Here is a 25,476-nt window from a genome sequence, read left to right as displayed (position 1 = left end):
GATACGACTTTACGGCATTTCTTATGCTTTCATCTGAAAAAAATCATTATTTTCACGTGAGAGCTTAAGCAAAACATAAGGTATCGCGTGAGAGCTTAAGCAATCAAATAGGAAACACCCCAAACGGTCCACCAGGAAACACCCCACTAGGAAACAACCTAAGCACCCCACCAGGAAACACCCCACGAGGAAACAACTTAAGTACCCCATCAGGAAACACCCCACCAGAAAGCAAACGCATAGCTCCTCTGCTTCGATGCGTAACGCTTAAATCCTTGTATGTGCGTGTTATGATTCTTGGTATACTTACATAAATATGTATCGTGCAACAAGCAGCAGGCGCAAGAACACCTGTTCAGCGCAAAGGAGATTAGTATGGCAGTGGTAAATAAGCAACCAGAAACATTTGAACGAGCGCGTAAAGCCGTGGTTATTGGTTGTGGTTTTGTTGGCTCTACCTGTGCGTTTGCGCTTATGGAAAGCGGTGTGTTCTCGGAAATAGCTCTTGTTGATGCTCACGCTAACAAAGCGGAAGGTGAAGCGCTTGATATTGCGCATGGCACGCCGTTTTATGGGCCTGTGGAAGTATACGCTGGGTCGTACGCCGATTTAAATACTGCCGACATCTGTATTATTACGGCAGGTAGTGCTCAAAAACCTGGTGAATCACGTTTAGATTTAGTAGCACGCAATGTAGCTATTCTACGCAGTATTTTGCACGACATTAATCAAACGTCTTTTGATGGCATTCTTATTTTGGTATCGAATCCGGTTGACATTCTTACGTATGTTGCCGCACGTGAAACAGGTTTACCAGCACATCGGGTATTTGGAACGGGCACTATTCTTGACAGTGCACGCTTCAAAAGCATCTTAAGCTCGTATTTGGATATCGATCCGCGCAATGTGCACGCGCGTATTATCGGTGAGCATGGCGATAGCGAATTTGCGGTATGGAGCATGGCTAATGTATCGGGTATTCCTTTGATGGAATGCTTCAAAAATAAGAACATCAACAATCCTTCTCAGTTGATGACTGATATTGAAGAGCGCGTACGGAAAAGCGCAGGTATTATTATCGAAAAGAAAGGTGCTACTTATTATGGCATCGCGGCGTCAGTTCGACGTTTGTGTGAAGCTATCATGCGTGATGAGAAAGCAGTTATGACCGTCTCAACCATGCTCGATGGTGAGTATGGATTGAGTGATGTTGCGCTGAGTATTGTAAGTGTTATGGGCATAAACGGCATTGAAGAACATTTGCCTGCTCCTATTTCGGAAGAAGAATTGGCGAAATTGCGCGCATCAGCACAAACGTTAAAGGATGTGATTGCGCAGGTTTCGTAGCGCGCATGTGCACGCGTTCCTGACCCCGCGTCACCGAGCCCGATGCCGTACTCGAGCCCATTCTCGTGCCCGCGTCACCGAGCCCGCACCCGTTCCCGTTGCCGCACTCGCGCCCACGCCGCCGCGCTAAGCGTGTGCAGATGATGAAGATTTTATACCGCTCGAAAAAGTTCTTAGTTTTCATTTCATCCTGTGTTACATTATACGGTGCTGCTTACTGACTATAAGCGTACGGAGGAGCACTTTTGACGAAACAAGATGTTATTGAACTCGAAGGTACCGTGCAAGAGGCACTGCCGAATGCAATGTTTCGGGTTGAACTGGAAAATGGGCACACTATTTTAGCTCATATATCTGGAAAAATGCGCTTGCATTATATCAAAATTCTTCCGGGTGATAAGGTAACTGTTGAGCTTTCAGTTTACGATCTTAACAGAGGCCGTATTACGTATCGCTTTAAATAGGGTCTACATCTCATAGTTTTTAGAATGTTGCTATGAGTGTAGTTGCTGTGCGCATGCGTGATGAACATGCGTTGCGGCTCATTCCATATACCCTGCGCCTGTAAGCGCGCTCAAATCTCGGCTGCGGCTGGCCGTGAGTGTAAGACGAAATAAGTATGAACGCCGAAAGGAAAAGAACATGAAGGTACGCCCTTCGGTCAAAAAGATGTGCGATAAATGCAAAATCGTGCGTCGTCACGGCAAGATCTTTGTGATCTGCGAAAATCCGCGTCATAAACAGCGTCAAGGCTAGGAAGAGGAGATAAGTATATGGCTCGTCTTGTTGGTGTCGACCTCCCTCGCGATAAACGCGTCGAGATTGGCTTAACCTACATCTACGGCATTGGTCTGACCACTTCCAAACAGATCCTTGCTTCAACAGGCATCAATCCTGATTTACGTTGCAACGACCTTACGGAAGATGATCTCTCAAAACTTCGCGATTACATTCAAACACACCTTACTGTTGAAGGTGATTTGCACCGTGAAGTATCGCAAAATGTAAAGCGCCTTATGGAAATTGGCTGCTATCGAGGATTACGCCATCGTCGCGGTTTACCCGTGCGTGGTCAGCGTACGCACACCAATGCGCGCACGCGCAAAGGTCCTCGTAAGCAAATCGGCGGCAAGAAGAAGTAGGGGTAGCTAAATGGCACAGAAGAAAAATGTAGCTGCGCGCGTTAAGCGCTCCGAGCGCAAGAATATTGCCGTTGGCGCTGCGCACATCAAATCGACTTTTAACAACACAATTGTGAGCATTACCGACCCACAAGGAAATGTAATTTCTTGGCAGTCAGCAGGAACTGTTGGTTTTAAGGGTTCGCGTAAATCAACACCGTTTGCGGCACAAATGGCCGCGGAAGCTGCTGCAAAAACAGCTATGGAGCATGGTCTTCATAAAGTTACTGTTTTTGTAAAAGGCCCTGGTTCAGGTCGTGAAACTGCTGTTCGTTCACTTCAGGCCGCTGGCTTGGAAGTAAGCAGCATTCAAGATTGCACACCTGTTCCTCATAATGGGTGCCGTCCGCGTAAACGTCGTCGCGTGTAGTCGAAAGGATTAATATCATGGCAATTGACAGGACTCCGGTTCTGAAACGCTGCAGAGCGCTTGGTATAGACCCTGTAGTTCTTGGCTACACATCTAAAGAATCTAAGCGTCAGCCTAACCAGCATCGCAAAGAAAGCGAATATGCACTGCAGCTTCGTGAAAAACAAAAAGCAAAATTTATTTATGGCGTACTCGAGAAGCAATTCCGCAGCTACTTCAAACGCGCAAAAGCAATTGAAGGCGTTACGGGTGAAAACTTGCTGATGATTCTTGAGAGCCGTCTTGACAACGTAGTGTTTCGTTTAGGTTTTGCACGTACGCGTAAGGAAGCACGTCAAAGTGTTACTCATGGTCATGTAACCGTAAATGGTAAGCATGTTGACATTCCTTCGTATCGTGTTCGTCCAGGCGATTTAGTTGCTGTTGCTCCAAAAGCAAAAGAGCTGCTTGTTATTAAGAGTGCTCTGGTAAGCAATGAGCGTGTAACCGTGCCTGCATGGCTTGAAGTAGACATCGAGAAACTTCAAGGTTCCGTGCTTTCACTACCTACACGTGAGCAAATTGACCTTGACATCAACGAACAACTTATCGTTGAACTTTACTCCAAGTAATCACGCTTATTAAGGAGGCTTATCTGGCATGACAGAGTTCATGAGGCCTACAGTCACAACGGAAGAAGTGAACGACACACTCGCTCGATATATTGTCGAGCCGCTTGAGCGCGGTTATGGTAATACGCTCGGTAATTCGCTTCGTCGTGTGCTGCTTTCATCACTTGATGGAGCACGTGCTACAGCCATTCAAATTGAGGGTGTACAGCATGAATTTACCACGGCAGAAGGTGTTATTGAGGACATTACCGATATTGTGCTTAACGTAAAAGGCTTAGTATTTAGCGCCCTTAACGAGGATGTTGATACGGCCGTTGCTCACATATCGGTGGAAGGTCCACGCACTGTTACCGGTGCCGATTTGCAAGTACCTGCAGAGTTTACGCTTATCAATCCCGAGCATGTTATTGCAACGGTTGCCGATGGTGGCCAGCTTAACATGACCATTCGCATTGGTGTTGGGCGTGGATACGTTTCTGCAGAGCGCAATAAGCGCCACGACGATCCCATTGGCGTGATTCACGTTGATTCATTATTCTCACCCGTTCGCCGCTGTACGATGAATGTGGTAAATACTCGTGTTGGTCAGCGTACCGACTACGATAAGCTTGTTCTTGAGGTTGAAACTGACGGATCATGCACCCCTACTGAAGCTTTGCTTCGTGCAGTAAACATTCTTAACCAGTACATGGGCGCTTTCAAGGTGCTTTCGGGTGAGGATGAGTCTGAAGAGGTTGAAGTTCCTTCCATTTTCACGCCTGAAGGTCAGGAAACAAATGTAGAGCTTGACAAGCAAATTGAAGATCTTGATTTGTCGGTACGTTCGTTTAACTGCTTAAAACGTGCTGGTATTTCTTCAGTACGTCAGCTTGTTAACTTTTCTGAGAACGATTTACTTAATATCAGAAACTTTGGTGCAAAGTCTATTGAAGAAGTACGCGATAAGCTTATTTCGATGGGCTTGAATCTGAAATTGTAGGGAGACAGAGATCATGAGACACAACTACAAAGGCCGTAAGCTCGGTACCGACTCGAGCCATACACGTGCGATGAAACGCAGCCTCGTTGGTGCCTTGCTTGCAAACGATCGTATTAAGACTATTGAGTCGCGTGCGAAGGAAATTCGCCCCGATGTTGATCGCATTATTACGTGGGCAAAGAAAGGCGATTTGCATTCTCGCCGTTTGGCTATTGCTCGTTTGGGCGGCGATAAAGAGCTTGTGCGCGAAGTATTTGAAAAAGTTGCACAGGGCTTGTTTTCCGATCGTAATGGTGGATATACGCGCATCATGAAGCTGGGTAACCGCAAAGGCGATAACGCTCCTATGGTTATCATTGAGCTTGTTACCGAGCCTGTTCACAAGCAGGAAAAAGGTGCTGCAAAGAAGGCTACACCGCGTAAAGCTACGCGCAAAGCGGCTGAAGCAGACGTTAAAGGCGCAAGTGAAATTGCTAAAACGGTAACGGAAAGCACTGCTGCAGCTGAAGCAAGCAAAGATGCTGAAACTGAGGCTGCTACCAGTGAAAATGCTGCGCAAGCAAGCGAACAGAGTGCTTCAGCAACAGAAGCAAAAGCAGCTGACGAAAAGCCTGCTTCAAAAAAATCTGCCGATAGTGCAGAGAAGAAAGCAGACAAGTAAACTGCGAAAGCCAAGCAGCAAGCACGTATTACGAACGTAGTACTTTACGCAATCTGCATGTAAGCTGTTTTGAGTATGGTACTTCGTGTTAGCTACTTTAATGCATGTGCAAGCATAGTGTTCATAAACAAGAAACCCACCCTGTTATAGTGCAGGGTGGGTTTTTCTTACTGGAGCGTGGTCTTGTTTAGGCGGTTCTAAGCGGGCTGTTCCTTGTAGAAAACAAACCGCTTATTATGCAGCCTATTGGTATCTTACTTACACGTTAAAACTCGTGCTTTAGGCACGTTAAGCACTCTTTTGATTATTATTTGAGCGCTTCCGTAGAATTCTGTTTGTTAATCCAGCAGCGCTTCCGATAAGCACTATACTTACGAGAAGTAAGAATGTTCATAATATAATATTTTGTTTCCCGTAGTAACATTATTACAGAATAGAAACTTGTACGTTTTTGCCTTGACCTTTGCTTAAACTGGGCTATTATATAGCTATCAATTAAAGGGTATGCAATTAAATGTATACACTCGTAAGGAAGGAACGTAACTATGTCACTTATTGGTAAAGAAATTGAAGATTTTACCGTTCAGGCATTTCACAATGACGGTTTTAAAACTGTTTCAAAGCAAGACGTATTAGGAAAATGGTCGGTATTTTTCTTCTATCCTGCTGATTTCACATTCGTGTGCCCAACTGAGCTTGAAGATTTAAGCGCTCTATACGACCAGTTCAAGCAGGCAGATTGCGAGATTTATTCCGTAAGCACCGATACTCATTTCGTTCACAAAGCATGGCATGACGCTTCTGAGAACATTAGCAAATTGCAATATCCTATGCTTGCTGATCCAACGCATGTTCTTTCAAAGATGTTCGATGTACTTATTGAGGCTGATGGCGTTGCTGAGCGTGGAAGCTTCATTGTTGATCCTCAGGGTAAGATTGTTGCGTACGAAATTAACCAGGGTTCTATTGGACGTAATGCCGTTGAATTGCTCCGTAAAGTTCAAGCATGCCAGTTTGTAGCTAAGCATGGTGACTCAGTATGTCCTGCAAAATGGGTTCCTGGCGCTGAAGTTTTGCACCCTGGCATCGACCTTGTTGGTAAGCTGTAAGCCACAAAACGTGCAACATTGCACAGCTGCAAAGCAGGAACGCTGCATAGCGGTAAAGCTGTCACGTACCTTTATTAAGCTCCTTTGATGCTTGTTGGCGCGAACAGTCCAGATAGAACAGAATTACAAATTAGGCACCCTTTCTGAAAAGAGAGGGTGCTTTTATATATGGTGGCGTGTATATGGTGGTGTGGCGCGATTTATTCTACGTGAGCCGAAGGGCATAGGTCGCTTAAAAAGCACTCTGAACAGCGAGGATGGCGTGCAATGCAGGTTTCTCGCCCAAATAACACCCATTGGTGATTGATAGGCTTCCAATACGATTGCGGATACAGTTTCAATAGCTCTTGTTCGGTTTTGAGTGGCGCATCACTGCGTGCTAGCTGTAATTTATGCGCAATACGAAATACGTGCGTGTCTACGGCAATACCTTCTACAATTCCAAAAGCTTCGTTCAGCACAATGTTGGCGGTTTTACGCCCAACACCAGGCAATTTGGTGAGCTCATCCATCGTGTGCGGAACCTCACCGTTGAAATCAGACACAATCATTTGCGCACATGCAATGCAATTTTTAGATTTGTTGCGATACAAACCGATGCTTTTCAGAATGCGCTCGACGTCGCTTAGGCGCGCTGCTGCCAGTTCGTAGGCATTTGGATAGTGCTTCCACAAAGTAGGGGTAACCTCGTTCACGCTTTTGTCGGTTGTTTGTGCAGATAACGACACTGCAATCGTAAGCTTGAAGGGGTCTTTCCACCAATGCAAGGCGCACTCTGCCATGCCGTAGTGCGCGTTCATACGATTGGCAATCTCTATTGCCCGCTCTCGTTTTTTCGCTAGCGCTTCACGTGGCACAGTACCCACCCCTTGTTTCTCTCTGTATAGCTACGCGCAGTTTGGTGCACGTTTTTGCCTTGCAGCTTGTTCGATTGAAGTTTTGCTTGCTTGTAGCGCTGCTAATGCATTGTGTTTCTGTGTTGTTGCATTCCTACTTCATTGCATTCCTGTTTTGTTGTGTTCCTACTTCAATGTACGATGCGGTAATGTTGCTTGCAATGCTCTATGGCGCTGAAATTCTGTTTGTTGCTCAGTAATGTTAGGCGTCTGCAAAGTGAATCGAACACGTTTCATCTTCTATACACGTGCCTATGCGCGCAGGTACAACGCCTGTTTCTGCACAAAATGCTGCTTCAAAGCGCGCAGCATTGTGCTCGTCAACTGCTACCAGCAAGCCGCCTGAGGTTTGTGGATCGCACAGCACGCCCAAACGCCGCTGCAGTGTTTGGGTATCAAGTGTACCTGAATCGATAAAGTTTCGTGAAAAGTCGATCACTGTGGCGCATCTGCCAGGCAAAATGCCCTTGCAACACAAGTCCCACACGCGCGGCAACAAAGGAATGGCATCCCAATTAAGACGTGCGCCCACCTTGCTTGCCTGCAGCATTTCATGCAAATGACCTGCAAGTGCAAAGCCCGTTACATCGGTTCCTGCATGTGCGTGTGCTGCTTGCATCGCGCGCGAACCGGCGGCGTTAAGCTGCATCATCGATTGAATTGCCGGCTCAAATGCCGCCTGATCGATGTGGCCCTTTCGGAATGCCTGCCCCAAAATACCTGTTCCAAGGGGCTTTGTAAGATACAGTGCGTCACTCGGCTGTGCGCCTGCGTTGCGAATTATCCGCGATGGGTGTGCAATTCCAAGCACCGCAAGTCCGTATTTTGGCTCAGTGTCATCGATGGAATGCCCACCCACCAGCACCGCTCCTGCTTCGTTAACAGCATCCAGCCCACCTTGCAAGATAGCGCTGGCAACATTATTTCCAAGCGATGGAGAAAGTGCAACAATATTAAGCGCACAAAGCGGTGTAGCACCCATTGCAAATACATCCGATAGTGCATTAGCTGCGGCAATGCGTCCAAATTGGTACGGATCATCAACAATCGGCGTTAGAAAATCAAGCGTCAGAATGGCCGCTTGTTCGTTGTTAAGTTTGTAGACAGCAGCATCGTCGCTTGTTTCGAAACCAAGCATAAGCTCGCTTGCTGCCTGCGGTTTTAGCGTATTAAGAATAGTGGCAAGGTCGCCCGGACCCCATTTTGCTGCTCAACCGCCTTTTGAAGTAAGGCGCGTGAGTTTTACCGTTTCACATGCAGAACGTGTTTCTGCGGTTCCTTGGTTTGCGTCTGGTGCTGCGGATGGAACTGCGTTTGACACCGCCCCTTGAGCCGCCGCTAGATTCGCTCCTTGAGCCGTTTCCTTCACAGCATCTGCGCTGTTTGCAAGGCCCTTTTCTTCTTGTGCACGCGCTGCTTCGCTGGCTTCTTCATGCTTTGTGCGCGTCATGTACTCATTGTTAGGCAAGTTCACGAAAATCACCTGCTCGTTTTGTGATGTGTTTACTGTCAAAGTATTCCAACAGTGGAATAGCATATTTGCGCGAGACACCCATAGCGTTTTTTAGGTCGGCAGCCTGCGCGCGTGTGTTCGCTTGTAAATAGAGCACGACGGCATCTTTCAGCTGTTCATAGGCACGTTTTTCAAATGCAAGGTCGGGTTGAATACGTACCACGGAACCCTCTGCTGCAAGCGCACCAATAATGCGGTATGCAAGCGAGGTATTGTGAATGTCTGCTTGCTTAAAAAGTGCAGGTAGAAGGGGAGGGGCACTTCCTGCATCACGAAGTGCAGTAAGCAGCGTATCTTTCAATGTTTCGTCGTTTTTACGTGCTCCACCTGCGGCCTTTTTATGTGCAACGAGAGCGTTGTCAAGTTCAAGCGCGCCCTTTGTCAGCTGAAAGTTTAGCAGCGCTTCACAGCATTCCACAGGCAGGGGCGGATGAAACTTGGACGCAATATGAGAGAATAACTCTTGTTTTGGCATACCTCGCTTGTCGGGATGCGCCTGATGGTAGCTGAGCACCGTTTGTTCAAGGCTTGAGGACAACCGCGTTTGAAGCGCGCGAGGCGCATAAAATGCACCGAGTGCAACCACCAGATTAGTGCTGCACGCTTCCTGCAAACGTTGTGCACATTCCTTCAAAGGAAGCCCCGATAAATGTTGGAAATCTGCAAGCGTAAACGGCGCCGTTGCGCGTTCAAGTGCGCAGGAAAACGCGGTAGCGTAGTCGCCTTTAAGCAGCGCGTTCAGCTGCGATTCTTCTAGCGCGTCAAGAGTGGTGCGGCGTTTTGGGTGCGCGCGCAACACAATGCCGCCGCCCAGCACGCACACAGGCGATTGCGTTCGCAAGATAAAACGGTCGTTTTCGCATATCGTAAGCGATTCTTCAAGGCGAATTTGCGCAAACGTGCGCTGGTTACTTTCAAGGCTTTCCTGCTTGTTCATTAGCAACACGCGCCCGAACACTTCTTTAGTACCATGAGCAATGCGCAGGCGCGTTCCCGTTTTAAGCGGGCGTTTTTTGAGCGGTGCGCAGTTCGTGATGAACGCATCAAAGCGATCGGTATCGGTAATGCTGTTCGGCGATGTAAGCACACAGCCAGGGCGAATATCCGATGTTGTAATACCTGCTAAATTCAGTGCAACACGTGACGATTCATGCGCTAACTCGCAGTTTGTGTCGTGGCTTTGCACGCCTCTCACGCGTACAAGCGCGCCCGATGGGTGAATTTCAAGATCATCATCTTTGCGAACGGTACCGCTCCAGAGCGTTCCCGTAACAACGGTACCAGCCCCTTTGATAGTAAACACACGATCAACTGGCATGCGCATAATATCGTTTGTATGAAGTGACTTGCATTGTTTTGCTGCCTGTAGCAGGGACTCTTTAAGCTCGGGAATGCCGCGGCCCGTGCGTGCCGATGTGGGAATAATAGCTGCCTGCGCATAGGAAGTATCGGCAAGAAATGCGCGAATGTCGTCGGTGAGCAGGGAAATCCATTCATCATCGAACGAGTCACACTTCGTAAGCGCAACAACCATATGTTGAACCCCAAGCATTTCAAGAACAGCAAGATGCTCACGCGTTTGCGGCATAATGCCGTCATCTGCGGCAATACAAAGTAGCGCTAAATCAATCCCCGTTGCTCCTGCAATCATTTGTCGCACAAAACGCTCGTGACCAGGAACATCAACAATGCCGCACACAAGGTTGCTGCCAAGAGGCAACTGTGCAAAGCCAAGCTCGATAGTTATGCCGCGCGCTTTTTCTTCTTGAAGACGGTCGGGATCGGTGCCGGTAAGCGCTTTGACAAGGGTCGATTTGCCATGATCAATATGGCCTGCTGTGCCAAGGATAATATGTTGAAGAGCCATATGAGTTCCTTTACCTTTATGCCTGACATCGTAGGTGTATTGTGGTGCAGCTGTGCTGCCTTGTGGTGCAATAGTACTGTTGATCAGCACTATTGCGTTTTGCAGTATTTCGTTGCAGCAGTACCGTCCTACCAGTTCGTTGCCATGCCTACTCGCTAGTTCCGTCCTACAAGTTCGTTGTTCTTCCTACGCATGAGCGAAAATTGTTCCTAGGCACCAGCGGCGGTTGTTATTCCTGATCGCCAGCTTATCTGCAATGCTTCAGCACCACTCATAACGCGCCTGTTTGTAACATTCTTTACGTTATTTGCGGCCGTTCAGCTGCTCAAAGTAGTTGCGTAATGCCTGAGAAATACATTCAAAATCGACCATTCCAAGCAAGGTGCGCACATCGAATAGCAGGTGTTCATTTTTTAAGCGAGCAATTATCGGTGGCGTACTGTTCTGATTTAAGAAGCGATCGCACTTTAGTGCACTTCCTTGCAGGAATTCAATAGCTACTACTTTAGTAGGAATATCACACATCGGCAGCGCACCGCCCCCTGCACGCGAAATTTCATCTTCCACGCTTACGTTCACCCAGCTGCTATTCAGTGAGTTTTTAAGATACGTGCACAGCTCTTGTGCCTGTTGATCAATATCAGCCAGTGGCTCTGAGAGCATGTGCAGTGTTGGAATAAGCGCGCGAGCATCGTTTTCGTCTAAATACAGGCGCAGTGTTGCCTCAAGTGCTGCAATTGTCATTTTGTCAAGGCGAAGCGCACGTGCCAGCGGATTTTTCTTCAAACGGTCAATCAGTTCCTTGTTGCCCACGATAATGCCTGCTTGCGGGCCACCCAGCAGCTTATCGCACGAGAACGACACCAAATCTGCGCCCTGCTGGAGACATTCGCTTACCGTTGTTTCCTTAATACCGCATGCGGAAATATCAACCAGCGCACCCGATCCCAAATCTTCATACACCAAAGGCGCACTGTGCGTACCGCCCGTTTGTTGGAGAAACGTATCGGCAAGTTCGCGCAGCTCTTTTAGCTGCACCTCCTCCGTAAAACCCGTCATGCGGAAATTCGACGGATGAACTTTAACCAGCAAACCTGTGTTTTGTGACAGTGCGCGCTGATAATCGAAGATGTGCGTTTTGTTGGTTGTTCCTACTTCAACCATGTGTGCGCCTGAAAGCTGCATAATATCAGGCACGCGAAACGAGCCTCCAATTTCTACCAGTTCACCGCGCGAAATAATGGCCTCGCGCCCCTCACAAAACTCGCGCAGAACCATCATAACGGCCGCCGCATTATTGTTGACAGCAATGGCAGCTTGCGCGCCTGTAATGTTACATACCAGCTTTTCATAATGGTCGTGACGGCTACCTCGCTGCATAGTTTGTGTGCTATATTCCAAGGTAGAATAACCTTTTATAACATCGTTGACCGCTTCTATAGCCGATGGCGCAAGAACGCTTCGCCCTAGGTTCGTGTGTACAATAACGCCTGATGCATTAACAACATGACACAGCGATGGGCGCTCGAGCGCAACAAAGCGCTTCAGTACGCGCGTAACAATATCGTTGAGATTGACGCTAGAAAGCGTGCTTGAAAGAATGTCACTGCGCAATGAGTCTAACACTTCTCGGCTTTGGTCAGCCACAACGGTGCGTGGATACAGTGTTGTAAGCCCAGCAAGAGCTTCATGGTGAAGCAGTTCTTCAATCTGCGGTAATTGACGCAATAATGCTTGTTGTTCTGGTGTTGGCATAGCTGCCTTTCTCGTAGATCATTGTGTAAATTATAGCGCTTATTCGCATTTTCCGCGATGTACGGTATTGCAACAATGCTGCGCGGGAGCATGCCCGCTGGCGCGTTGTGGTGCGTGGTTGGGAACGTGTCCGAGCTGGGGAACGTTGTGCCACTGCTCGTAGCGAAGCTGGCGGTACTGCTGGCGAGGAATATGTTCGGGCCGGGGAATGAGTTCCCGGTTATAGAAAGGAACATAGTTTTTGAATAAAATATAGCAATATTGTAACTATCTTATAAAATGAGTCGTTTTTGCTGCAGCTTTGATATAATTACTCCATTCATTTTGTAAAAAAGTTGACACCATATGTATATGAAAAATATAATATTTACAGACAGACAGACAGACAGACAGACAGACACACAGACAGACAGACAGACAGACAGACAGAGTAAATCGCATTCACCTTATCTACTCGTATCCTTTTATAACGTTTATGCCGGATGCATAGGTATATAACCGCCTGTTGTTTGTTATAACGATGTGTCAATTTTTACTGCACAAACTATATGCAATATGATTCGAGAGGAATTATGAAGACGAGTAGTTTGAAACATGTTGGTCAACTTACGATGGTACTGATGGTTAGCTCTAGTTTGTGTATGGTGCCACTGCCAGCTCAGGCTGGCGAAGTGAAGTCCGCAGAGCTAACAGTAGCTACACCCGCACCAAAAGATATGACTGCAACAACATCTCCAACAGCGCCTAAAGCGGTAGAAAAGAAACCGCTTCGCATTTCTTTTAACTATCTAGCTGCAATAGGAAAAGGCCACACAACACCAGGAGCGCTTGGCCAGCTGAGCCCTGCAATGGAAGCTATGTGGAAAAACCTTCCAATAACGGTTATAGATGCGCAAGGGAATACATATGAGGTCCAAAAAAATCTGAACCTTCATTGTGAACGTACGGTTGGCAATTTTGCCAACGGCGAAAAAGTAACAATTATAGTTGACGATTCACAGATTCCCGATGGATACAATCTTTCGTGGGAATCTGATTATACCTATCCTAAGCCAATTAAAAATTATGCTCAATTTCAAGCGGTCGTTGATAGCAGCACGCCTATCCGCATTTCGTTAGCACAAATGAAAGTGAAATTTGACTTACAGGGAGGAAAAATTGACGGTAAGTCGGACTCAATAACAAATATAGTAAAAAGGGATAATACGGTTGATTTTCCGACAGATCCAACGAAGGCAAACCTTGTGTTTGGTGGATGGTTTACAGAACTGCCTGATACGGAATCGTACAGAAAAAGCGGCCGTGTTGGTATGCGTTACTATTGGGGGCCACAATCTCCCTTTTCAGATTACAGCCGTGATTGGATACGCTTTAACGACGAGGCTATCGACCCCTTGTATGATGGTATATTTTTGCTGCGCGCGCAGTGGAATGCACAAGCTAGGTTTAACGCTAACGGCGGCGAATTTAGCGATGCCAAAACCGAGAAAGACCTCTCTGTTCGACAGAATAGCATCATTACGCTTTTGGATGCACCCTCGCGCACCGATTTCCAATTCTTACATTGGCACGACGCCACTGGAGGTGTTCACAAACCCGGAGATACATTAGCCTTGAAGCTCAATACGGTGTTTACTGCTCAGTGGAAACAAATTCGCGCTACGGTAACATTCAAGAACAGCGATGACGCAGAACTAGCAAACGTGAAAGTGGAAACAGGCAAGGCAATTGATACGGATACATTAAAGGATCAATCAATGCCGGAGCATCCAACGAAATTGGGTTACACGTTTAAAGAGTGGAGCACGAAAAAAGATGGAACGGGCGCAGTGTTTACGGGCGCAAGTATCGTGGATCAAGATACGACGGTATATGCCGTGTATGATGCCGATTCTTCCTCGACATCGCCGTTGCCTTCCTTGTTTCCTCCAACGTCGAAGCAAAATAATACGACTGCGGTGCCTTTAGTGCCTCGCGCGATCGATGCGCCTGCAACACCAAAGCCCCAGAACGTGCCTGAACACCCTAAAGCGGTAACACCTTCCTCAGCGCTTTCTACTCCAGTATCTCTGCCACAACCTGCAGTGTTACAAGATGCTTCTGATCGTACGTGCCAGTCTTGCAGACCGATGCACGCAATGCCAAAAACAGGCGACGAGTCTTCAGTGTTTGCGTTCATTTCAATGATGACGCTTTCGCTTGCTGCGTTTGTAGGCGTGCGCAAAAAGAAACGCGCCAGCGCGAAAAGATAGGCATTATAACCGACCGCTGTAAAACGCGGCCTTTGCTTGACAAGATGCCTTTTACGGTGCAAGGTTACCTTGTAGGAATACAGTGCAACGTAGCATTGTAGAAACGACATGGGAGGTTTTTATGAGCACGTGTGGATGTTCTCATCATAATGAAGCAGCACAGACAGCGGATTGCAATTATGTGCTGTTTTTAAGTAAAGATCATTTGGGAGAAGGCGCAGAAGAGCTGGGAAAAACGTTGATAGCAATGGCGCTTCACACCATTGCTGAATCGGGTGAATTGCCGCGCTATGTGCTGCTTATGAACTCGGGTGTAAAACTGGTTGCTGGTAGCGAGAATGAGGAAGCAGCGCGTTGGTTACAGGTCATGGCTGATAACGGTACGCCTGTGTTGTCGTGTGGCACGTGCTTGAATTATTACGAGCTTGGCGAGGCGCTTCATGTGGGCGAAAAGTCGACGATGCCAGCTATTATGGAGCACTTGCGTCACGCAGACAAAGTAATTACGCTGTAAAAGGTGCAGGTAAGCGCGTCATAGCTGAAGCGTTTGTTATGTGCGCATGCACCTATTGATAGGTGCAGGTAAGTGCATGCAGTACCAGTACAACTCGCATTTGCAACAATACCTTTTGAATAGGATAAATAGTGTCTGAACAGGAAACATACGTGCTTGTGTTCAATTCGACCCACGCGGCGTTGGCAGTGCGCGCGTGGGTGCTTGACGTTTCGCGCCGTGAGCGCTTTGGGGATGTTGCTGTTATTGCTACTCCTGAAGCAATTCAAGCAGGATGCGGTATGTCGCTGTTGTTTTCGCAGGTAAATGGGGAACGTCGCCACGCACTTGCGCAGTTGGGAACGCAGTTTGAGCACTGCGATATGCGTCTTTTTCGGCGCACGGTTTCCTCATGTCACGACGCCGCAACGAACCATCACCCCTCATCACACGCGCATTCCGCAACAAGCTCAGATGTTGCTACAAACTCAGATGCTTCTACAGGTGCGCATGCGTCCACAAGCCCGTATACCTATCAAGCGTGTGAGTTTTCGTCCTTTGTGTAATGCGGGCTCGCATCCTTTTCCAGTAATGTCGCACCACTGCACCTTTCTCCAGTAATGCCGCCTCGCACCCACACCCGCAACCACTCGCATTCGTTCCCGCACCCGCCGCCGCCCAGTCACGTTCCCCATATTTCTTGATATAAATAGTTCATTTTCAAAACTCTAAAAATTGTCGACTTTTGACAGTGTATGCTATACTATCTGCATAAATAGGCAAAGTGTATGATATGCAATGTGTCTTATTCTCTTAAAAACAATACAAGGTAACATTGAAATAATCGCCTAATAAGCGACACTGCGCTGAATATTTTTCTGTATCAAATACGTGCATAGTTCTGTAATTGATTTTTTTTGCATTTCTTGGCGTGTGCTTTGTTTCTTTTGCATCTTTAATACATTGGTAACATTTGCGCAACGCATCCTTTGTAGACTAGCACCAATACATAAGACCAATACGTAAGTATCGTATCGATTTGAGGTGGCTTGCATGACATACATTCAGAATGTTTTAGCTTCGCTGGCACAAAAAGACCCTCAGCAAAGTGAATTTCTGCAGGCAGCGCGCGAGGTTTTGGAATCGCTCGAGCCTGTTATGAGTGCACATCCCGAATATGAACAAGCCGCCCTGCTCGAGCGCTTGGTTGAGCCAGAGCGCATTGTGCAATTCCGTGTTCCTTGGACTGACGATAACGGTACTGTGCATGTAAATCGTGGTTATCGTGTGCAGTTCAACAGTGCTATTGGTCCTTACAAGGGAGGATTGCGCTTTCACCCCAGTGTTAACTTGGGTATCATTAAGTTTTTGGGCTTCGAGCAAATTTTCAAAAACGCGCTTACTACGCTGCCGATTGGTGGTGGCAAAGGCGGTTCGGATTTTGATTCTAAAGGCAAATCGGATCGTGAAATAATGGCATTTTGCCAAAGTTTTATGACCGAGCTGTACCGTCACATTGGAGCCGATACCGACGTTCCTGCAGGGGATATTGGTGTTGGTGGGCGCGAAATTGGCTTTTTGTACGGTCAGTATAAGCGCATTCGCAATGTCTCGGAAGGCGTGCTTACTGGTAAAGGCTTGTCGTATGGCGGATCGCTTGCGCGCAGCGAAGCTACTGGTTATGGCTTAGTTTACTTCGTGAACGAATATCTGCGCACGAAAGGCGATTCGTTTGAAGGAAAACGCGTTGTTATTTCGGGCGCTGGTAATGTTGCGTTGTACGCAGCGCAAAAAGCAACCGAGCTGGGTGCAACCGTTCTTACCTTGTCCGACTCAACAGGCTGGGTATACGACGAAGCAGGTATTAACGTTGAAGCGGCGCGCGAGCTGAAAGAAGTGAAGCGCGAGCGCATTTCAGAGTACCTGCGATACCAAAGCTCTGCTCGATATACCAAGGGCAGAGGTGTGTGGGATGTAGCATGTGACATTGCCCTTCCGTGCGCAACGCAAAACGAGCTTCACGAAGATGATGCTCGCAAGCTTATTAGCCAGAACTGCAGCGTTGTTGCCGAAGGTGCCAATATGCCGACTACCTATGAAGCCACGAAGTTGCTTCAAGAAAACGGCGTTGCATTCTTCCCTGGAAAAGCAGCTAATGCCGGAGGAGTTGCCACTTCTGCCCTTGAGATGGCGCAAAATTCTGCGCGTGTGTCCTGGAGTTTCCAGCAGGTAGATGAAAAGCTCAACGATATTATGGTGAACATTTTCAATCAGTGCCACGATGCGGCTGAGCAGTATGGATTACCAGGAAATTTCGTAGCCGGAGCGAACATTGCAGGCTTTAAGAAAGTTGCCGATGCAATGATGGCTCAGGGAGTGTGTTAATCAGCAAGCGATTATTGCACAACACTCACACCCTGAAACGCTTTCCGGATGCTGGGAAGCGTTTTTTCGTGCGCCGCAGTATGTTGTTTTGAAGCTTTGCAGGTTTCGTCTGCGGTGGGAGTGTTGCGTTGAAGCTGTGCATGGTGTTCGTGCTTTCTGCTTGTACCTGCTTGTGCTTGCGCATACGTTCCGTTTGTGCCTGTGCGTTCTGCGGCTAAACGGTGTTCGTACTACGAAAATTCGGCGCGCGTATATGCTGGATATGTGCGGCATATACGTTCAATGTAAATATAATAATTCTCCAGTGCGTTTTCTCGCTTTTACGTACGTTTTATGGTAGCGTTAAGCGCACTTATACTATGAATGGATGGTGCACAATTATGAATACGAAAACACGCGAGCATTTTGGCTCACGTATGGGATTTTTGCTGGTGGCTGCTGGATGCGCTATTGGTCTGGGAAATGTGTGGCGTTTTCCTTATATTGCTGGACAATACGGCGGTGCTGCATTCATTCTTATTTACCTAATTTTTCTTGCAATTTTAGGCATTCCAACGATGATGATGGAATTTGCTGTAGGACGTGCGTCGCAAGTATCTACCGCGCGCTCGTTTCACGTGCTGCCATCGCGCGGAAATTTTCGCTGGTTTTCGTGGTGGTGCTATGTTGGATCGATGATTTTGCTGATGTTTTACACCACCGTCTGCGGTTGGATGTTTGCATACATCTTTAAGCTGGGCTCGGGTGCATTTACCAATGTTGATCCAGCAGCGTCGAAAGCTGCATTTACTGCACTTACTGCCGACCCTGTTCAAGTGGTATTTTGGATGGTCGTAACCGTGCTTATTGGCGCCATCGTGTCGTTTATCGGTTTGCGCAAAGGCGTTGAGCGTGTATCAAAATTCCTGATGGCAGGCTTATTTATTATTCTGATTGCGCTTTGCATACGTGCTGTAACGCTTCCAGGAGCTGCTGACGGATTGCGTTTTTACCTTATGCCCGACTTTTCACACTTGTTCGCAGGTGTAACGCTTTCAGAACAGTTCGGACACTTCGGTAATGCGCTGTATGCTGCTATGGGTCAAGCATTCTTTAGCTTGTCAGTTGGCATGGGCGGCATGGCAATTTTTGGTTCGCGCATTGGCAAGCAGCGCTCGCTGTACGGAGAAGCACTGAGCGCAACTGGGCTTGATACCCTTGTTGCAGTACTGGCTGGTCTTATTATTTTCCCAGCTTGTTTTGCGTTTGGTGTAAACCCTGATGCAGGTCCATCACTTGTATTTGTAACGTTACCTATTGTGTTTGGACAGATGCCCTTTGGTGCGTTGTGGGGTGCGCTGTTCTTCGTGTTCATGAGCTTTGCAGCTATCTCAACCGTTATTGCGGTTTTTGAAACGCTTGTAACGTGGATGGAAGATCGCTGGCATACTCCACGCCGCCGTGCGGTGCTTATCAATGCTGTTGCGCTGGTGATTTTGTCAATTCCGTGCGCGCTTGGATTTAATGTATGGAGTGGCGTAACACTGCCTGTATTAGGAGATATTCAAGGTATCGAAGATTTCATTGTGTCGAACAATATTTTGCCGACGGGTGCACTCATTCTGACGATTTTCTGCACCTGGAAGATAGGTTGGGGTTGGGATAACTTGATGAAAGAGTCCGACTTGGGCGATGGTATTAAGTTTCCTCGTTGGCTTAAACCATGGTGCAAATTTGGTATCCCTACACTGATGATCATTATTTTCATTATGGGATACATTCCACTGATTTCGCAGTTCATGGGCTTAGGGAAGTAGTACCGCCACCACACCTGCGCATATGTTTAGGTGCTGGTAATAGTGGGGAACGCAGTAATGCGCCTGGAACGTGGCGCTTGCGTTCGTTCCCGCAACCACACGCAACCACACGCGAGCGCTCGCGCTCCCCTGAAAAACATAGTTCCAGTAAATAAAAACGATGCAGTAAGGCACGTACTTACTGCATCGTTTTGTGTTTCACGCTTAAGAGCGCTAAAAGCTTGCTAAAAGCGCTAGATGTTTGTTTTGCTGGAACGTATGAACAGCGACACAATGCCTGCTAGCAAAGCTGCGCACACCAGCCCAAAGAATGCCGAGGTGTATGAGTTCGTAAATTGGATAATACACCCAATAAACAGCGGCCCAACAAAGCCTCCCAGCTGACCTCCAAAGTTAATGACGCCGATGTGTGACCCGTAGCTTGACCCGGGCAAACGCGACGCAACGTAGGCAAAAATTCCCGTAAACGCAAGCGATTTTACAAAGTACGTTGCAACTTGAAAGCCGATAATCCACGCCATGTCGGTTGATAAGTACAAGCCTGTCATCGTTACTACCGTTAAAAAGCTTGCAATAACAATAAGCAAGCGTTCGTGATTTTTGAACACGTGAACCATTACAAAACCCGAGATGAGTGCTGCAATTCCGCCAGCAATCACCGGCAATGGCACCAGCACGGCCAGCTTAATAAGCTCGATGTGCTTCTCGTTTAAGAAGTAAATGGGCATCCACGTTTCAAGGCCTTTCGTAATGCAGTTCAGCGCCACGCCGATAACGATAAACGTCCAAACACGCGGGTTAATGTCGCGCCAGTTAATACGTGCACGCTTGCTGGGTGCGGATGAAAGCGAGTGTTTGCTTTTGAAAAAGATGTATACAATCGCTAAGATGACGCCAAAAATACCCAGCCAGAAAAAGCCTGCTCGCCAGCCCATGAGCGCAATAATCGGTACAATGATGAACGGTGCTACGGCAGCTCCTGCATAGTTTGATGAGATAAGCGCCGATGTAAGCTGCGATCGTTTTTCTTCGGGGAACACTTTTGCAATGTGTGTCATCGCGGCAGCGGGATACGGACCTTCTGCTAAACCGAACAGAAAACGAACAACAAGCAGCGCTGCTATCGACCATACGCATCCGGTAAGACACGTAAGAATTGACCAGATAATAAGCGTAACAATAATAATGCGCCTGCTTGAGAACGTGTCGGTAAGCCATCCTCCTGGAATTTGCATAATGGTGTATCCCAGGAAAAATGCCGAGCCAGCAGCACCAAGTGCAGCAGGCGACACGGAAAATTCTTGTCCTATTGCTGCAAGCGAAATGTTAAATACGCTTCTATCAGCAAATAAAATCATGTAGCCCAAATAAAGAATCACGAACGATCCAATAAGAAATGCACGACTTTCACCAGATGCAGCTGTTGTTGCTGCACGTGCAAAACCTCCAAGCGATGGATTGTTGCACGCGCTTTCAGATGGAGCTGTTTGTGCTGTTTGCGCCTGCTGTTCCTGCTGTTCGTCGCGCGTTTGGTTCGTCGGTTGGTGTTCATCGGCAGTTTGGGCACATGCGCCAAGCGACGATGAGTTTTGTTTCATGCGGTTCTTCCTTTCTTAATAGTTTTGATTGTTGTATATACACACTCATACGTGCTAAGGCTCGAACGTTAATTCCTGTGCTCGCTTGCGCAAAACGTAGGTAAGCACTTTTCCGCTTGCATTGCTTGGCAGCGCATCGCAGATAATGCAGCGTTTGGGCGCTTTATAGTGCGCAAGATGTTTGCGTGCATACGCAATGACACTCTGTTCAATTTCGTGAAGAAAGCGGATTTCATCTGCGGCTTTCTGCTTTTCTTTCAGCGCGCTTCCCGATAATACGAAAAACGCTACAGGAACATGTCCCCAGGTAGAAGAGGGAGCTCCTACCACACTTACCGATCCAACGGCGCTATGGTGAAGCAGTACCTGCTCGATTTCTGCAGGATAAATATTCTCACCACCGCTGATAATCATGTCGTCAAGGCGGCCTTTCAGGTATAAAAATCCCTCGTCATCGAGATATCCGCTATCACCTGTGTGATACCACCCATCATAGGTGCGCTTTGCAAACACGCTTGGAACATTTCCATATCCTGGCGTAAGCGCAGGGGTTTTTATGCAGATTTCACTCGTTTGAGGGTCTATGCGAAGTTGGGTTGTGAACAGGGGTTTCCCTACCGATCCCAGTTTGCGCGCGGCATCGTGTGCCGAAAGCGCTACAATTTGCGAACAGGTTTCGGTCATGCCGTAGCACTGCACAACGGGAATGTTCCGCGCGGTGCATTCTTCAAGCGTCGCCTTATCGATAACGCCACCGCCCACCAGCATCACGCGCATGGCTGCGTTATAGGTAAGCTGGTCTTTTTTCGCCAGCGCAAGCAGTGTGCGCAGCATATACGGCACCACCGACATAATGCTTATTGCTTCGTCGCACAAAATGGCAGAAATGTGCTGCGCGTTAAAATGCGACACAAGGCGTACCGTCATGCCGTAGATAAGCGAGCGCATGATAATCGAGAAGCCTGAAATGTGGAACAGAGGCGTTGCGCACAGCCATACATCACTTGGTAAGACGCCTAAATTAAGCGCCGAAGAAACAGCGGACGCAAAGTGATTACCAAAGGTTTGCGGAACGCTTTTCGCTTTTCCTGTTGTGCCTGATGTGTACATAACAGAGGCAACAGCGCTCAGCGAAAACGGCGCGTGTGCTGACGCGGGAATGGTGCTTTCGGGTGTGTTTTGTTCCCACGTTTGATACGAATCTAAGTAGATACAGCGTTTATCGAAGGGGCGCATATTTAAGCGCTCATCAAGCAAAATGCAATCAAGCTGTGAATCGTTTGCCTGTTCGGTAAGCTCGCGCGTTGACAATCGCCAGTTCAGCCACACAATAGTTTTTCCTGCCATCAGAATGCCCAGCGCAGCTAGGTATCCATCGATGCAGTTCGAGCACAGCAATCCAATTGAGCTTTTCTTGGTGCACGTGCTGAAATATGCAGCACGTTTGCATGCTTGTTCATACACCTGTGTGAAGGTAAGTTGTGTTTGTCCGTCATCGATTGCGCAATGCTCGCTGTTAAGCTGCGCTTGTTTCAGCAGCCAGTTTGGTACGCTTTGTTGGAACAGCGTTGTCTGAACAGCTGCGTCAGTAAGCTTGTTGATGTCGCTTGGGGCGTTGTGCTGGCTGCGCGCCTCTGAGCATGTGGCAGTACGTGGCATGGTAGTGTTTTCGCAGCTTGCGGCGTTGTGCTGGGAGCGCGTACGTTCGCCGCCCGTATCGCCAGCAGTGCCACGTTGCACACCTGCGTGTTCGCTGCTCGTATCGACAGTACCGCCAGCAGCACCAGCGCCACCACGCAGCGAACGCGCATCGTGCAATCCATTCGTTGAAGAGGGTTTATTCATTTTTATCACCTTGTTGAATATCTCGCATCATAATACTATGGTTTACGCGGAGTGCGCCTTAGAGATACACCAGGTAATCTTAAGGAAATGTGGGGAACTGACCAAAGTTTGGCTCACGCTTTTCGTTAAATGCGTCGCGGCCTTCTTTTCCCTCGTCAGTGGTATAAAACAGCATCGTTGCATCGCCCGCGAACTGCTGCAAACCAGCCAGTCCATCGGTATCTGCGTTCATGGCTGCTTTAATGAAACGCAGCGCAGTAGGCGATTTCTTTAGAATTTCATGACACCATTCAAGCGTTGCCTCTTCAAGCTGTTTCAGAGGAACCACTTTGTTAATCCAGTTCATTTCATAGGCTTCTTGCGCGGTGTAAAAATGCCCCAAAAACCACACTTCTTTTGCGCGTTTGTGACCTATCACACGTGCCAAATAACCCGATCCATAGCCTGCGTCGAACGATCCAACTTTCGGCCCCGTTTGGCCAAAGCGAGCATTATCGGCCGCAATCGTTAAATCGCATACCAGCTGCAAAATGTTGCCGCCGCCAACCGACCAGCCTGCAACCATAGCAATAACGGGTTTCGGGATGATGCGAATAAGATGCTGCAGGTCAAGCACGTTTAGGCGCGGAATATTGTCGGTACCTACATAGCCACCATTGCCACGTATCGATTGATCGCCGCCTGAAGAAAATGCTTCGTCACCTGCGCCTGCAAGGATGATCACGCCAATTGACGCGTCGTCACGACAGTGCGTGAATGCGTCAATCATTTCGGCAACCGTTAAAGGCGTAAACGCGTTGCGCTTATGCGGCCGATTCATGGTTATTTTTGCAATTTTGCCTGTTCGTTCGAATAAAATTTCTTGATACGATTTTATCGAAGTCCATGTTGTTGATGTCATCTACGCTTCCTTTATACTATAACTATATTGACAATTACGTATAGGTAAGCACGATGCACAGACTGTCGAACATACCGACGCGCCCGTGATTGTGCGCTAGGCTCATTGCAAAATGTTCGCGCGTGTATCGTAAAGCGAGGTAATACTATGAATTTGCTTGAGAATTTTGGAATTTGTATAGAAGAGGTAAAGCCTTCACGCGTGGTGCTTAGCATGGAAGTTCGCGATATTCACAAACAACCGTATGGCATCATGCATGGAGGAGTAAGCGCTCTTCTAGCAGAAACAGCTGCTTCTCTTGGTGCAAATTGCTCGCTTGACGCAACGCATGTTGCGAACGGAGTTAATATTACCACGCAACACCTGCACGCAGTGCAAAATGGTAAACTAATCGTTACCGCTACTCCTCTTCATCAAGGGAAAACCTTACAGCGTTGGGATGTTGTTATTTATAACGAAGACGTTTTAGTGTCAAGCTCGCAGGTAACACTTATTGCGCGTCCCGTGTGTGCACGGTAACGCTTTTCGCGCGCGCTCGCTTTTTGTGATACAGCGCAATGCCATAAGCAATCATCAGGCACGTGTATATCCATGTTTGTGCAACGTAGCGTGCTGTATCAAGTAAAAAGGCACTGGGCGTTCCTAAAATACGCATGCCACTTGCTGCTTGTGTGAATGGCCAGCCGTAAAACGTGTGCCCAAGCCCCAAAAATATACCCTGAGCAAGCATCAAGAATATAAACGGATATGCTAATTTTTGTATCCGCTTCCATTTTTGTGGGTCCATTTGTCGGCGAACGCAGCGAAATGATGTAATCCAAGGTACAAGAAAACATACAGTAAGTATTATTCCAATAAGTACTGTTGCAATAAACATGAAGTAGACTGACGGCACGCCCCATACGTTGCGAAACATTGGGTTCAGGAAAAAGAACGGAAACGCCAGCACTTTTAGCAAGTGAGCGCAGATGATAATGCCGCCCAGTACCGAAAGCTCGCTACGCGCGCGCAGCATTGTTTTCACCCACGGCGTTTTGGGCAACACGCCTACAAACATCACGATGATGTAAATCCACACACCAACACATGCCGATGTCGTAAGCTTAAAAAGAGCTGCCAGCGCTACGTTGTTGCTAAGCCACGCGCTTGCTGTTTTCATGCTTGCCATGGTTGCGCGCGGGAAAAACGGCGCTGCAAGGTTAAGCAAGCCAGGGATGTTCGCTATCACTACCAGTACAACGCACGCTACATAAAAGGGAAGTGCGCGCTTAGCAAGTGGTCGCGCGATAAGCGAAATTATCAGGAACGTAAGTGGTGCGCATTGTGCAATATCGGGTACAAATGCTGCACATGTCAATGCAGCGCTAATAATCGAATCGATCATGAACGAATTCCTTTACGCGGTTTTGTAGGAGCTTTTCCGCTACTGTATCACGAAGACGCCGCGCCTGTGAGAAATGTTACAAAGTTGAATGCAAGCACATGTTCGCAAGCATGACGTTTGATGCTTGGAATTCATACCGAATCTGCCAAACAAATGGCGTGCTCCTATTTCGTAAACATCTTGTGTATGGCTGTATTGTTACTTATTGCGGCGTGCGAACATGGTATCATAGCACACGGAGATGGAAGGTTTCCTGGTGGAGCCCGCGGCCTTCAAAGCCGTTGTGAGGCGCGCAGAACGTCTTGGGTGTGTTCGATTCGCACGCATCTCCGCCATAAACAGCTTGCCCGCAGCGTATGCGGGCTTTTTTGCGTTGTCGTGAAACTGACAGGGACGCGCGCGTCGTCCGTGTTACACCCCACGCCGCCAGCACCTGCGTCCGTACCGCTACCACGTCACCAGCGCCTGCGTGCGTTCTGCTACCACGCCGCACTGTCGCCCGCGCGCTGCCAGCCGTTTCCGCATTGCCGCAC

General features: G+C 47.9%; 24 protein-coding genes and 1 tRNA gene. 16 read left to right on the top strand and 9 right to left on the bottom strand.

Annotated elements, in window-relative coordinates; genetic code table 11:
• The first annotated feature begins 375 nt into the window (after positions 1 to 375).
• The 9 genes from HMPREF3190_RS06720 (at position 376) to ahpC (ending at position 6,258) form a co-directional block, all read left to right on the top strand.
• A complete protein-coding gene (locus HMPREF3190_RS06720) occupies positions 376 to 1,347 on the top strand; it encodes an L-lactate dehydrogenase (protein WP_066781577.1) in 972 nt (323 codons plus the stop codon).
• 245 nt (positions 1,348 to 1,592) lie between these two features.
• Positions 1,593 to 1,811, top strand: coding sequence for a translation initiation factor IF-1 (gene infA / locus HMPREF3190_RS06715; RefSeq protein WP_066781575.1), 219 nt, complete (start codon positions 1,593 to 1,595; stop codon positions 1,809 to 1,811).
• A gap of 178 nt (positions 1,812 to 1,989) precedes the next feature.
• Positions 1,990 to 2,103, top strand: a complete 114-nt coding sequence (gene rpmJ, locus HMPREF3190_RS06710; protein ID WP_039689784.1) for a 50S ribosomal protein L36 — start codon at positions 1,990 to 1,992, stop codon at positions 2,101 to 2,103.
• 17 nt (positions 2,104 to 2,120) lie between these two features.
• Positions 2,121 to 2,489 carry a 30S ribosomal protein S13 gene (rpsM, locus tag HMPREF3190_RS06705; protein WP_066781573.1) on the top strand — a complete coding sequence of 123 codons (369 nt, stop codon included), beginning with the start codon at positions 2,121 to 2,123 and terminating at the stop codon, positions 2,487 to 2,489.
• Between the two features lie 10 nt (positions 2,490 to 2,499).
• Positions 2,500 to 2,898 carry a 30S ribosomal protein S11 gene (gene rpsK / locus HMPREF3190_RS06700; protein WP_066781571.1) on the top strand — a complete coding sequence of 133 codons (399 nt, stop codon included), beginning with the start codon at positions 2,500 to 2,502 and terminating at the stop codon, positions 2,896 to 2,898.
• A 17-nt stretch (positions 2,899 to 2,915) separates the two neighbouring features.
• The gene (gene rpsD, locus HMPREF3190_RS06695) at positions 2,916 to 3,509 is read left to right on the top strand and encodes a 30S ribosomal protein S4 (RefSeq protein WP_066781569.1); all 594 of its coding nucleotides are present in this window, start codon (positions 2,916 to 2,918) and stop codon (positions 3,507 to 3,509) included.
• A gap of 28 nt (positions 3,510 to 3,537) precedes the next feature.
• Entirely contained in the window at positions 3,538 to 4,488 is a 951-nt protein-coding gene (locus HMPREF3190_RS06690) for a DNA-directed RNA polymerase subunit alpha (RefSeq protein WP_066781564.1), read from the top strand.
• 13 nt (positions 4,489 to 4,501) lie between these two features.
• Positions 4,502 to 5,149, top strand: coding sequence for a 50S ribosomal protein L17 (gene rplQ / locus HMPREF3190_RS06685; RefSeq protein WP_066781562.1), 648 nt, complete (start codon positions 4,502 to 4,504; stop codon positions 5,147 to 5,149).
• 545 nt (positions 5,150 to 5,694) lie between these two features.
• Complete coding sequence (gene ahpC / locus HMPREF3190_RS06680; RefSeq protein WP_066781560.1) at positions 5,695 to 6,258, top strand: alkyl hydroperoxide reductase subunit C; 564 nt, start codon at positions 5,695 to 5,697, stop codon at positions 6,256 to 6,258.
• A gap of 200 nt (positions 6,259 to 6,458) precedes the next feature.
• Here ahpC and nth read toward each other — a convergent pair whose 3' ends face one another.
• The 5 genes from nth to selA form a co-directional block, all read right to left on the bottom strand.
• Entirely contained in the window at positions 6,459 to 7,115 is a 657-nt protein-coding gene (gene nth / locus HMPREF3190_RS06675; protein WP_066781558.1) for an endonuclease III, read from the bottom strand.
• A gap of 241 nt (positions 7,116 to 7,356) precedes the next feature.
• Complete coding sequence (gene selD, locus HMPREF3190_RS06665) at positions 7,357 to 8,475, bottom strand: selenide, water dikinase SelD (RefSeq protein WP_449676421.1); 1,119 nt, start codon at positions 8,473 to 8,475, stop codon at positions 7,357 to 7,359.
• The gene (locus tag HMPREF3190_RS07725) at positions 8,365 to 8,604 is read right to left on the bottom strand and encodes a hypothetical protein (protein WP_066781553.1); all 240 of its coding nucleotides are present in this window, start codon (positions 8,602 to 8,604) and stop codon (positions 8,365 to 8,367) included. The genes selD and HMPREF3190_RS07725 overlap by 111 nt, the downstream gene beginning before the upstream one ends.
• A gap of 10 nt (positions 8,605 to 8,614) precedes the next feature.
• Positions 8,615 to 10,534, bottom strand: coding sequence for a selenocysteine-specific translation elongation factor (gene selB, locus HMPREF3190_RS06655; protein ID WP_066781551.1), 1,920 nt, complete (start codon positions 10,532 to 10,534; stop codon positions 8,615 to 8,617).
• Between the two features lie 303 nt (positions 10,535 to 10,837).
• Positions 10,838 to 12,289: an L-seryl-tRNA(Sec) selenium transferase gene (gene selA, locus HMPREF3190_RS06650; protein ID WP_066781549.1), complete on the bottom strand. Its 1,452-nt coding sequence runs from the start codon at positions 12,287 to 12,289 to the stop codon at positions 10,838 to 10,840.
• Positions 12,290 to 12,861: 572 nt separating this feature from the next.
• Here selA and HMPREF3190_RS06645 point away from each other — a divergent pair.
• The 5 genes from HMPREF3190_RS06645 to HMPREF3190_RS06625 all read left to right on the top strand — a co-directional run bounded on the left by HMPREF3190_RS06645 (position 12,862) and on the right by HMPREF3190_RS06625 (position 19,215).
• Positions 12,862 to 14,541, top strand: a complete 1,680-nt coding sequence (locus HMPREF3190_RS06645; RefSeq protein WP_066781547.1) for an InlB B-repeat-containing protein — start codon at positions 12,862 to 12,864, stop codon at positions 14,539 to 14,541.
• An 82-nt stretch (positions 14,542 to 14,623) separates the two neighbouring features.
• Entirely contained in the window at positions 14,624 to 15,055 is a 432-nt protein-coding gene (gene yedF, locus HMPREF3190_RS06640; protein ID WP_066781542.1) for a sulfurtransferase-like selenium metabolism protein YedF, read from the top strand.
• A gap of 131 nt (positions 15,056 to 15,186) precedes the next feature.
• Positions 15,187 to 15,600: a DUF3343 domain-containing protein gene (locus HMPREF3190_RS06635; protein WP_066781540.1), complete on the top strand. Its 414-nt coding sequence runs from the start codon at positions 15,187 to 15,189 to the stop codon at positions 15,598 to 15,600.
• A 487-nt stretch (positions 15,601 to 16,087) separates the two neighbouring features.
• Entirely contained in the window at positions 16,088 to 17,419 is a 1,332-nt protein-coding gene (gdhA, locus tag HMPREF3190_RS06630) for an NADP-specific glutamate dehydrogenase (protein ID WP_066781538.1), read from the top strand.
• A 380-nt stretch (positions 17,420 to 17,799) separates the two neighbouring features.
• The gene (locus tag HMPREF3190_RS06625) at positions 17,800 to 19,215 is read left to right on the top strand and encodes a sodium-dependent transporter (RefSeq protein ID WP_066781536.1); all 1,416 of its coding nucleotides are present in this window, start codon (positions 17,800 to 17,802) and stop codon (positions 19,213 to 19,215) included.
• A gap of 233 nt (positions 19,216 to 19,448) precedes the next feature.
• Here HMPREF3190_RS06625 and HMPREF3190_RS06620 read toward each other — a convergent pair whose 3' ends face one another.
• The 3 genes from HMPREF3190_RS06620 to menB form a co-directional block, all read right to left on the bottom strand.
• On the bottom strand, positions 19,449 to 20,813 hold the full coding sequence (locus HMPREF3190_RS06620; RefSeq protein WP_449676373.1) for an MFS transporter: 1,365 nt from the start codon (positions 20,811 to 20,813) through the stop codon (positions 19,449 to 19,451).
• A gap of 54 nt (positions 20,814 to 20,867) precedes the next feature.
• The gene (menE, locus tag HMPREF3190_RS06615; RefSeq protein WP_449676371.1) at positions 20,868 to 22,658 is read right to left on the bottom strand and encodes an o-succinylbenzoate--CoA ligase; all 1,791 of its coding nucleotides are present in this window, start codon (positions 22,656 to 22,658) and stop codon (positions 20,868 to 20,870) included.
• A 79-nt stretch (positions 22,659 to 22,737) separates the two neighbouring features.
• Complete coding sequence (menB, locus tag HMPREF3190_RS06610) at positions 22,738 to 23,559, bottom strand: 1,4-dihydroxy-2-naphthoyl-CoA synthase (RefSeq protein WP_066781535.1); 822 nt, start codon at positions 23,557 to 23,559, stop codon at positions 22,738 to 22,740.
• Positions 23,560 to 23,706: 147 nt separating this feature from the next.
• Between menB and HMPREF3190_RS06605 the strand changes: the two genes are divergently transcribed.
• Complete coding sequence (locus tag HMPREF3190_RS06605; protein WP_066781534.1) at positions 23,707 to 24,078, top strand: PaaI family thioesterase; 372 nt, start codon at positions 23,707 to 23,709, stop codon at positions 24,076 to 24,078.
• On the opposite strand, the gene HMPREF3190_RS06600 is transcribed toward HMPREF3190_RS06605, so the two are convergent.
• Entirely contained in the window at positions 24,050 to 24,943 is an 894-nt protein-coding gene (locus HMPREF3190_RS06600) for a hypothetical protein (protein ID WP_066781533.1), read from the bottom strand. The two genes, HMPREF3190_RS06605 and HMPREF3190_RS06600, sit on opposite strands and share 29 nt — an antisense overlap.
• A gap of 237 nt (positions 24,944 to 25,180) precedes the next feature.
• Here HMPREF3190_RS06600 and HMPREF3190_RS07470 point away from each other — a divergent pair.
• A tRNA-Sec gene (locus HMPREF3190_RS07470) sits at positions 25,181 to 25,278 on the top strand.
• Positions 25,279 to 25,476 lie beyond the last annotated feature (198 nt).

The sequence above is a fragment of the Umbribacter vaginalis genome (genome assembly GCA_001552935.1).
Lineage (GTDB): Bacteria > Actinomycetota > Coriobacteriia > Coriobacteriales > Eggerthellaceae > Berryella > Berryella vaginalis.
Note: the sequence above shows the minus strand (reverse complement) of the source record. Positions and strands in the feature narration are given on the sequence as shown.

What these genes read in the sequence shown, in the direction of transcription:
- HMPREF3190_RS06720 (WP_066781577.1), top strand. Translation starts at nt 376, where the DNA reads ATGGCAGTGGTAAATAAGCAACCAGAAACATTTGAACGAGCGCGTAAA.
- rpmJ (WP_039689784.1), top strand. Translation starts at nt 1,990, where the DNA reads ATGAAGGTACGCCCTTCGGTCAAAAAGATGTGCGATAAATGCAAAATC.
- rpsM (WP_066781573.1), top strand. Translation starts at nt 2,121, where the DNA reads ATGGCTCGTCTTGTTGGTGTCGACCTCCCTCGCGATAAACGCGTCGAG.
- rpsK (WP_066781571.1), top strand. Translation starts at nt 2,500, where the DNA reads ATGGCACAGAAGAAAAATGTAGCTGCGCGCGTTAAGCGCTCCGAGCGC.
- rpsD (WP_066781569.1), top strand. Translation starts at nt 2,916, where the DNA reads ATGGCAATTGACAGGACTCCGGTTCTGAAACGCTGCAGAGCGCTTGGT.
- HMPREF3190_RS06690 (WP_066781564.1), top strand. Translation starts at nt 3,538, where the DNA reads ATGACAGAGTTCATGAGGCCTACAGTCACAACGGAAGAAGTGAACGAC.
- rplQ (WP_066781562.1), top strand. Translation starts at nt 4,502, where the DNA reads ATGAGACACAACTACAAAGGCCGTAAGCTCGGTACCGACTCGAGCCAT.
- ahpC (WP_066781560.1), top strand. Translation starts at nt 5,695, where the DNA reads ATGTCACTTATTGGTAAAGAAATTGAAGATTTTACCGTTCAGGCATTT.
- HMPREF3190_RS07725 (WP_066781553.1), bottom strand. Translation starts at nt 8,604, where the DNA reads ATGACGCGCACAAAGCATGAAGAAGCCAGCGAAGCAGCGCGTGCACAA.
- selB (WP_066781551.1), bottom strand. Translation starts at nt 10,534, where the DNA reads ATGGCTCTTCAACATATTATCCTTGGCACAGCAGGCCATATTGATCAT.
- selA (WP_066781549.1), bottom strand. Translation starts at nt 12,289, where the DNA reads ATGCCAACACCAGAACAACAAGCATTATTGCGTCAATTACCGCAGATT.
- HMPREF3190_RS06645 (WP_066781547.1), top strand. Translation starts at nt 12,862, where the DNA reads ATGAAGACGAGTAGTTTGAAACATGTTGGTCAACTTACGATGGTACTG.
- gdhA (WP_066781538.1), top strand. Translation starts at nt 16,088, where the DNA reads ATGACATACATTCAGAATGTTTTAGCTTCGCTGGCACAAAAAGACCCT.
- HMPREF3190_RS06625 (WP_066781536.1), top strand. Translation starts at nt 17,800, where the DNA reads ATGAATACGAAAACACGCGAGCATTTTGGCTCACGTATGGGATTTTTG.
- HMPREF3190_RS06620 (WP_449676373.1), bottom strand. Translation starts at nt 20,813, where the DNA reads ATGAAACAAAACTCATCGTCGCTTGGCGCATGTGCCCAAACTGCCGAT.
- menE (WP_449676371.1), bottom strand. Translation starts at nt 22,658, where the DNA reads ATGAATAAACCCTCTTCAACGAATGGATTGCACGATGCGCGTTCGCTG.
- menB (WP_066781535.1), bottom strand. Translation starts at nt 23,559, where the DNA reads ATGACATCAACAACATGGACTTCGATAAAATCGTATCAAGAAATTTTA.
- HMPREF3190_RS06605 (WP_066781534.1), top strand. Translation starts at nt 23,707, where the DNA reads ATGAATTTGCTTGAGAATTTTGGAATTTGTATAGAAGAGGTAAAGCCT.
- HMPREF3190_RS06600 (WP_066781533.1), bottom strand. Translation starts at nt 24,943, where the DNA reads ATGATCGATTCGATTATTAGCGCTGCATTGACATGTGCAGCATTTGTA.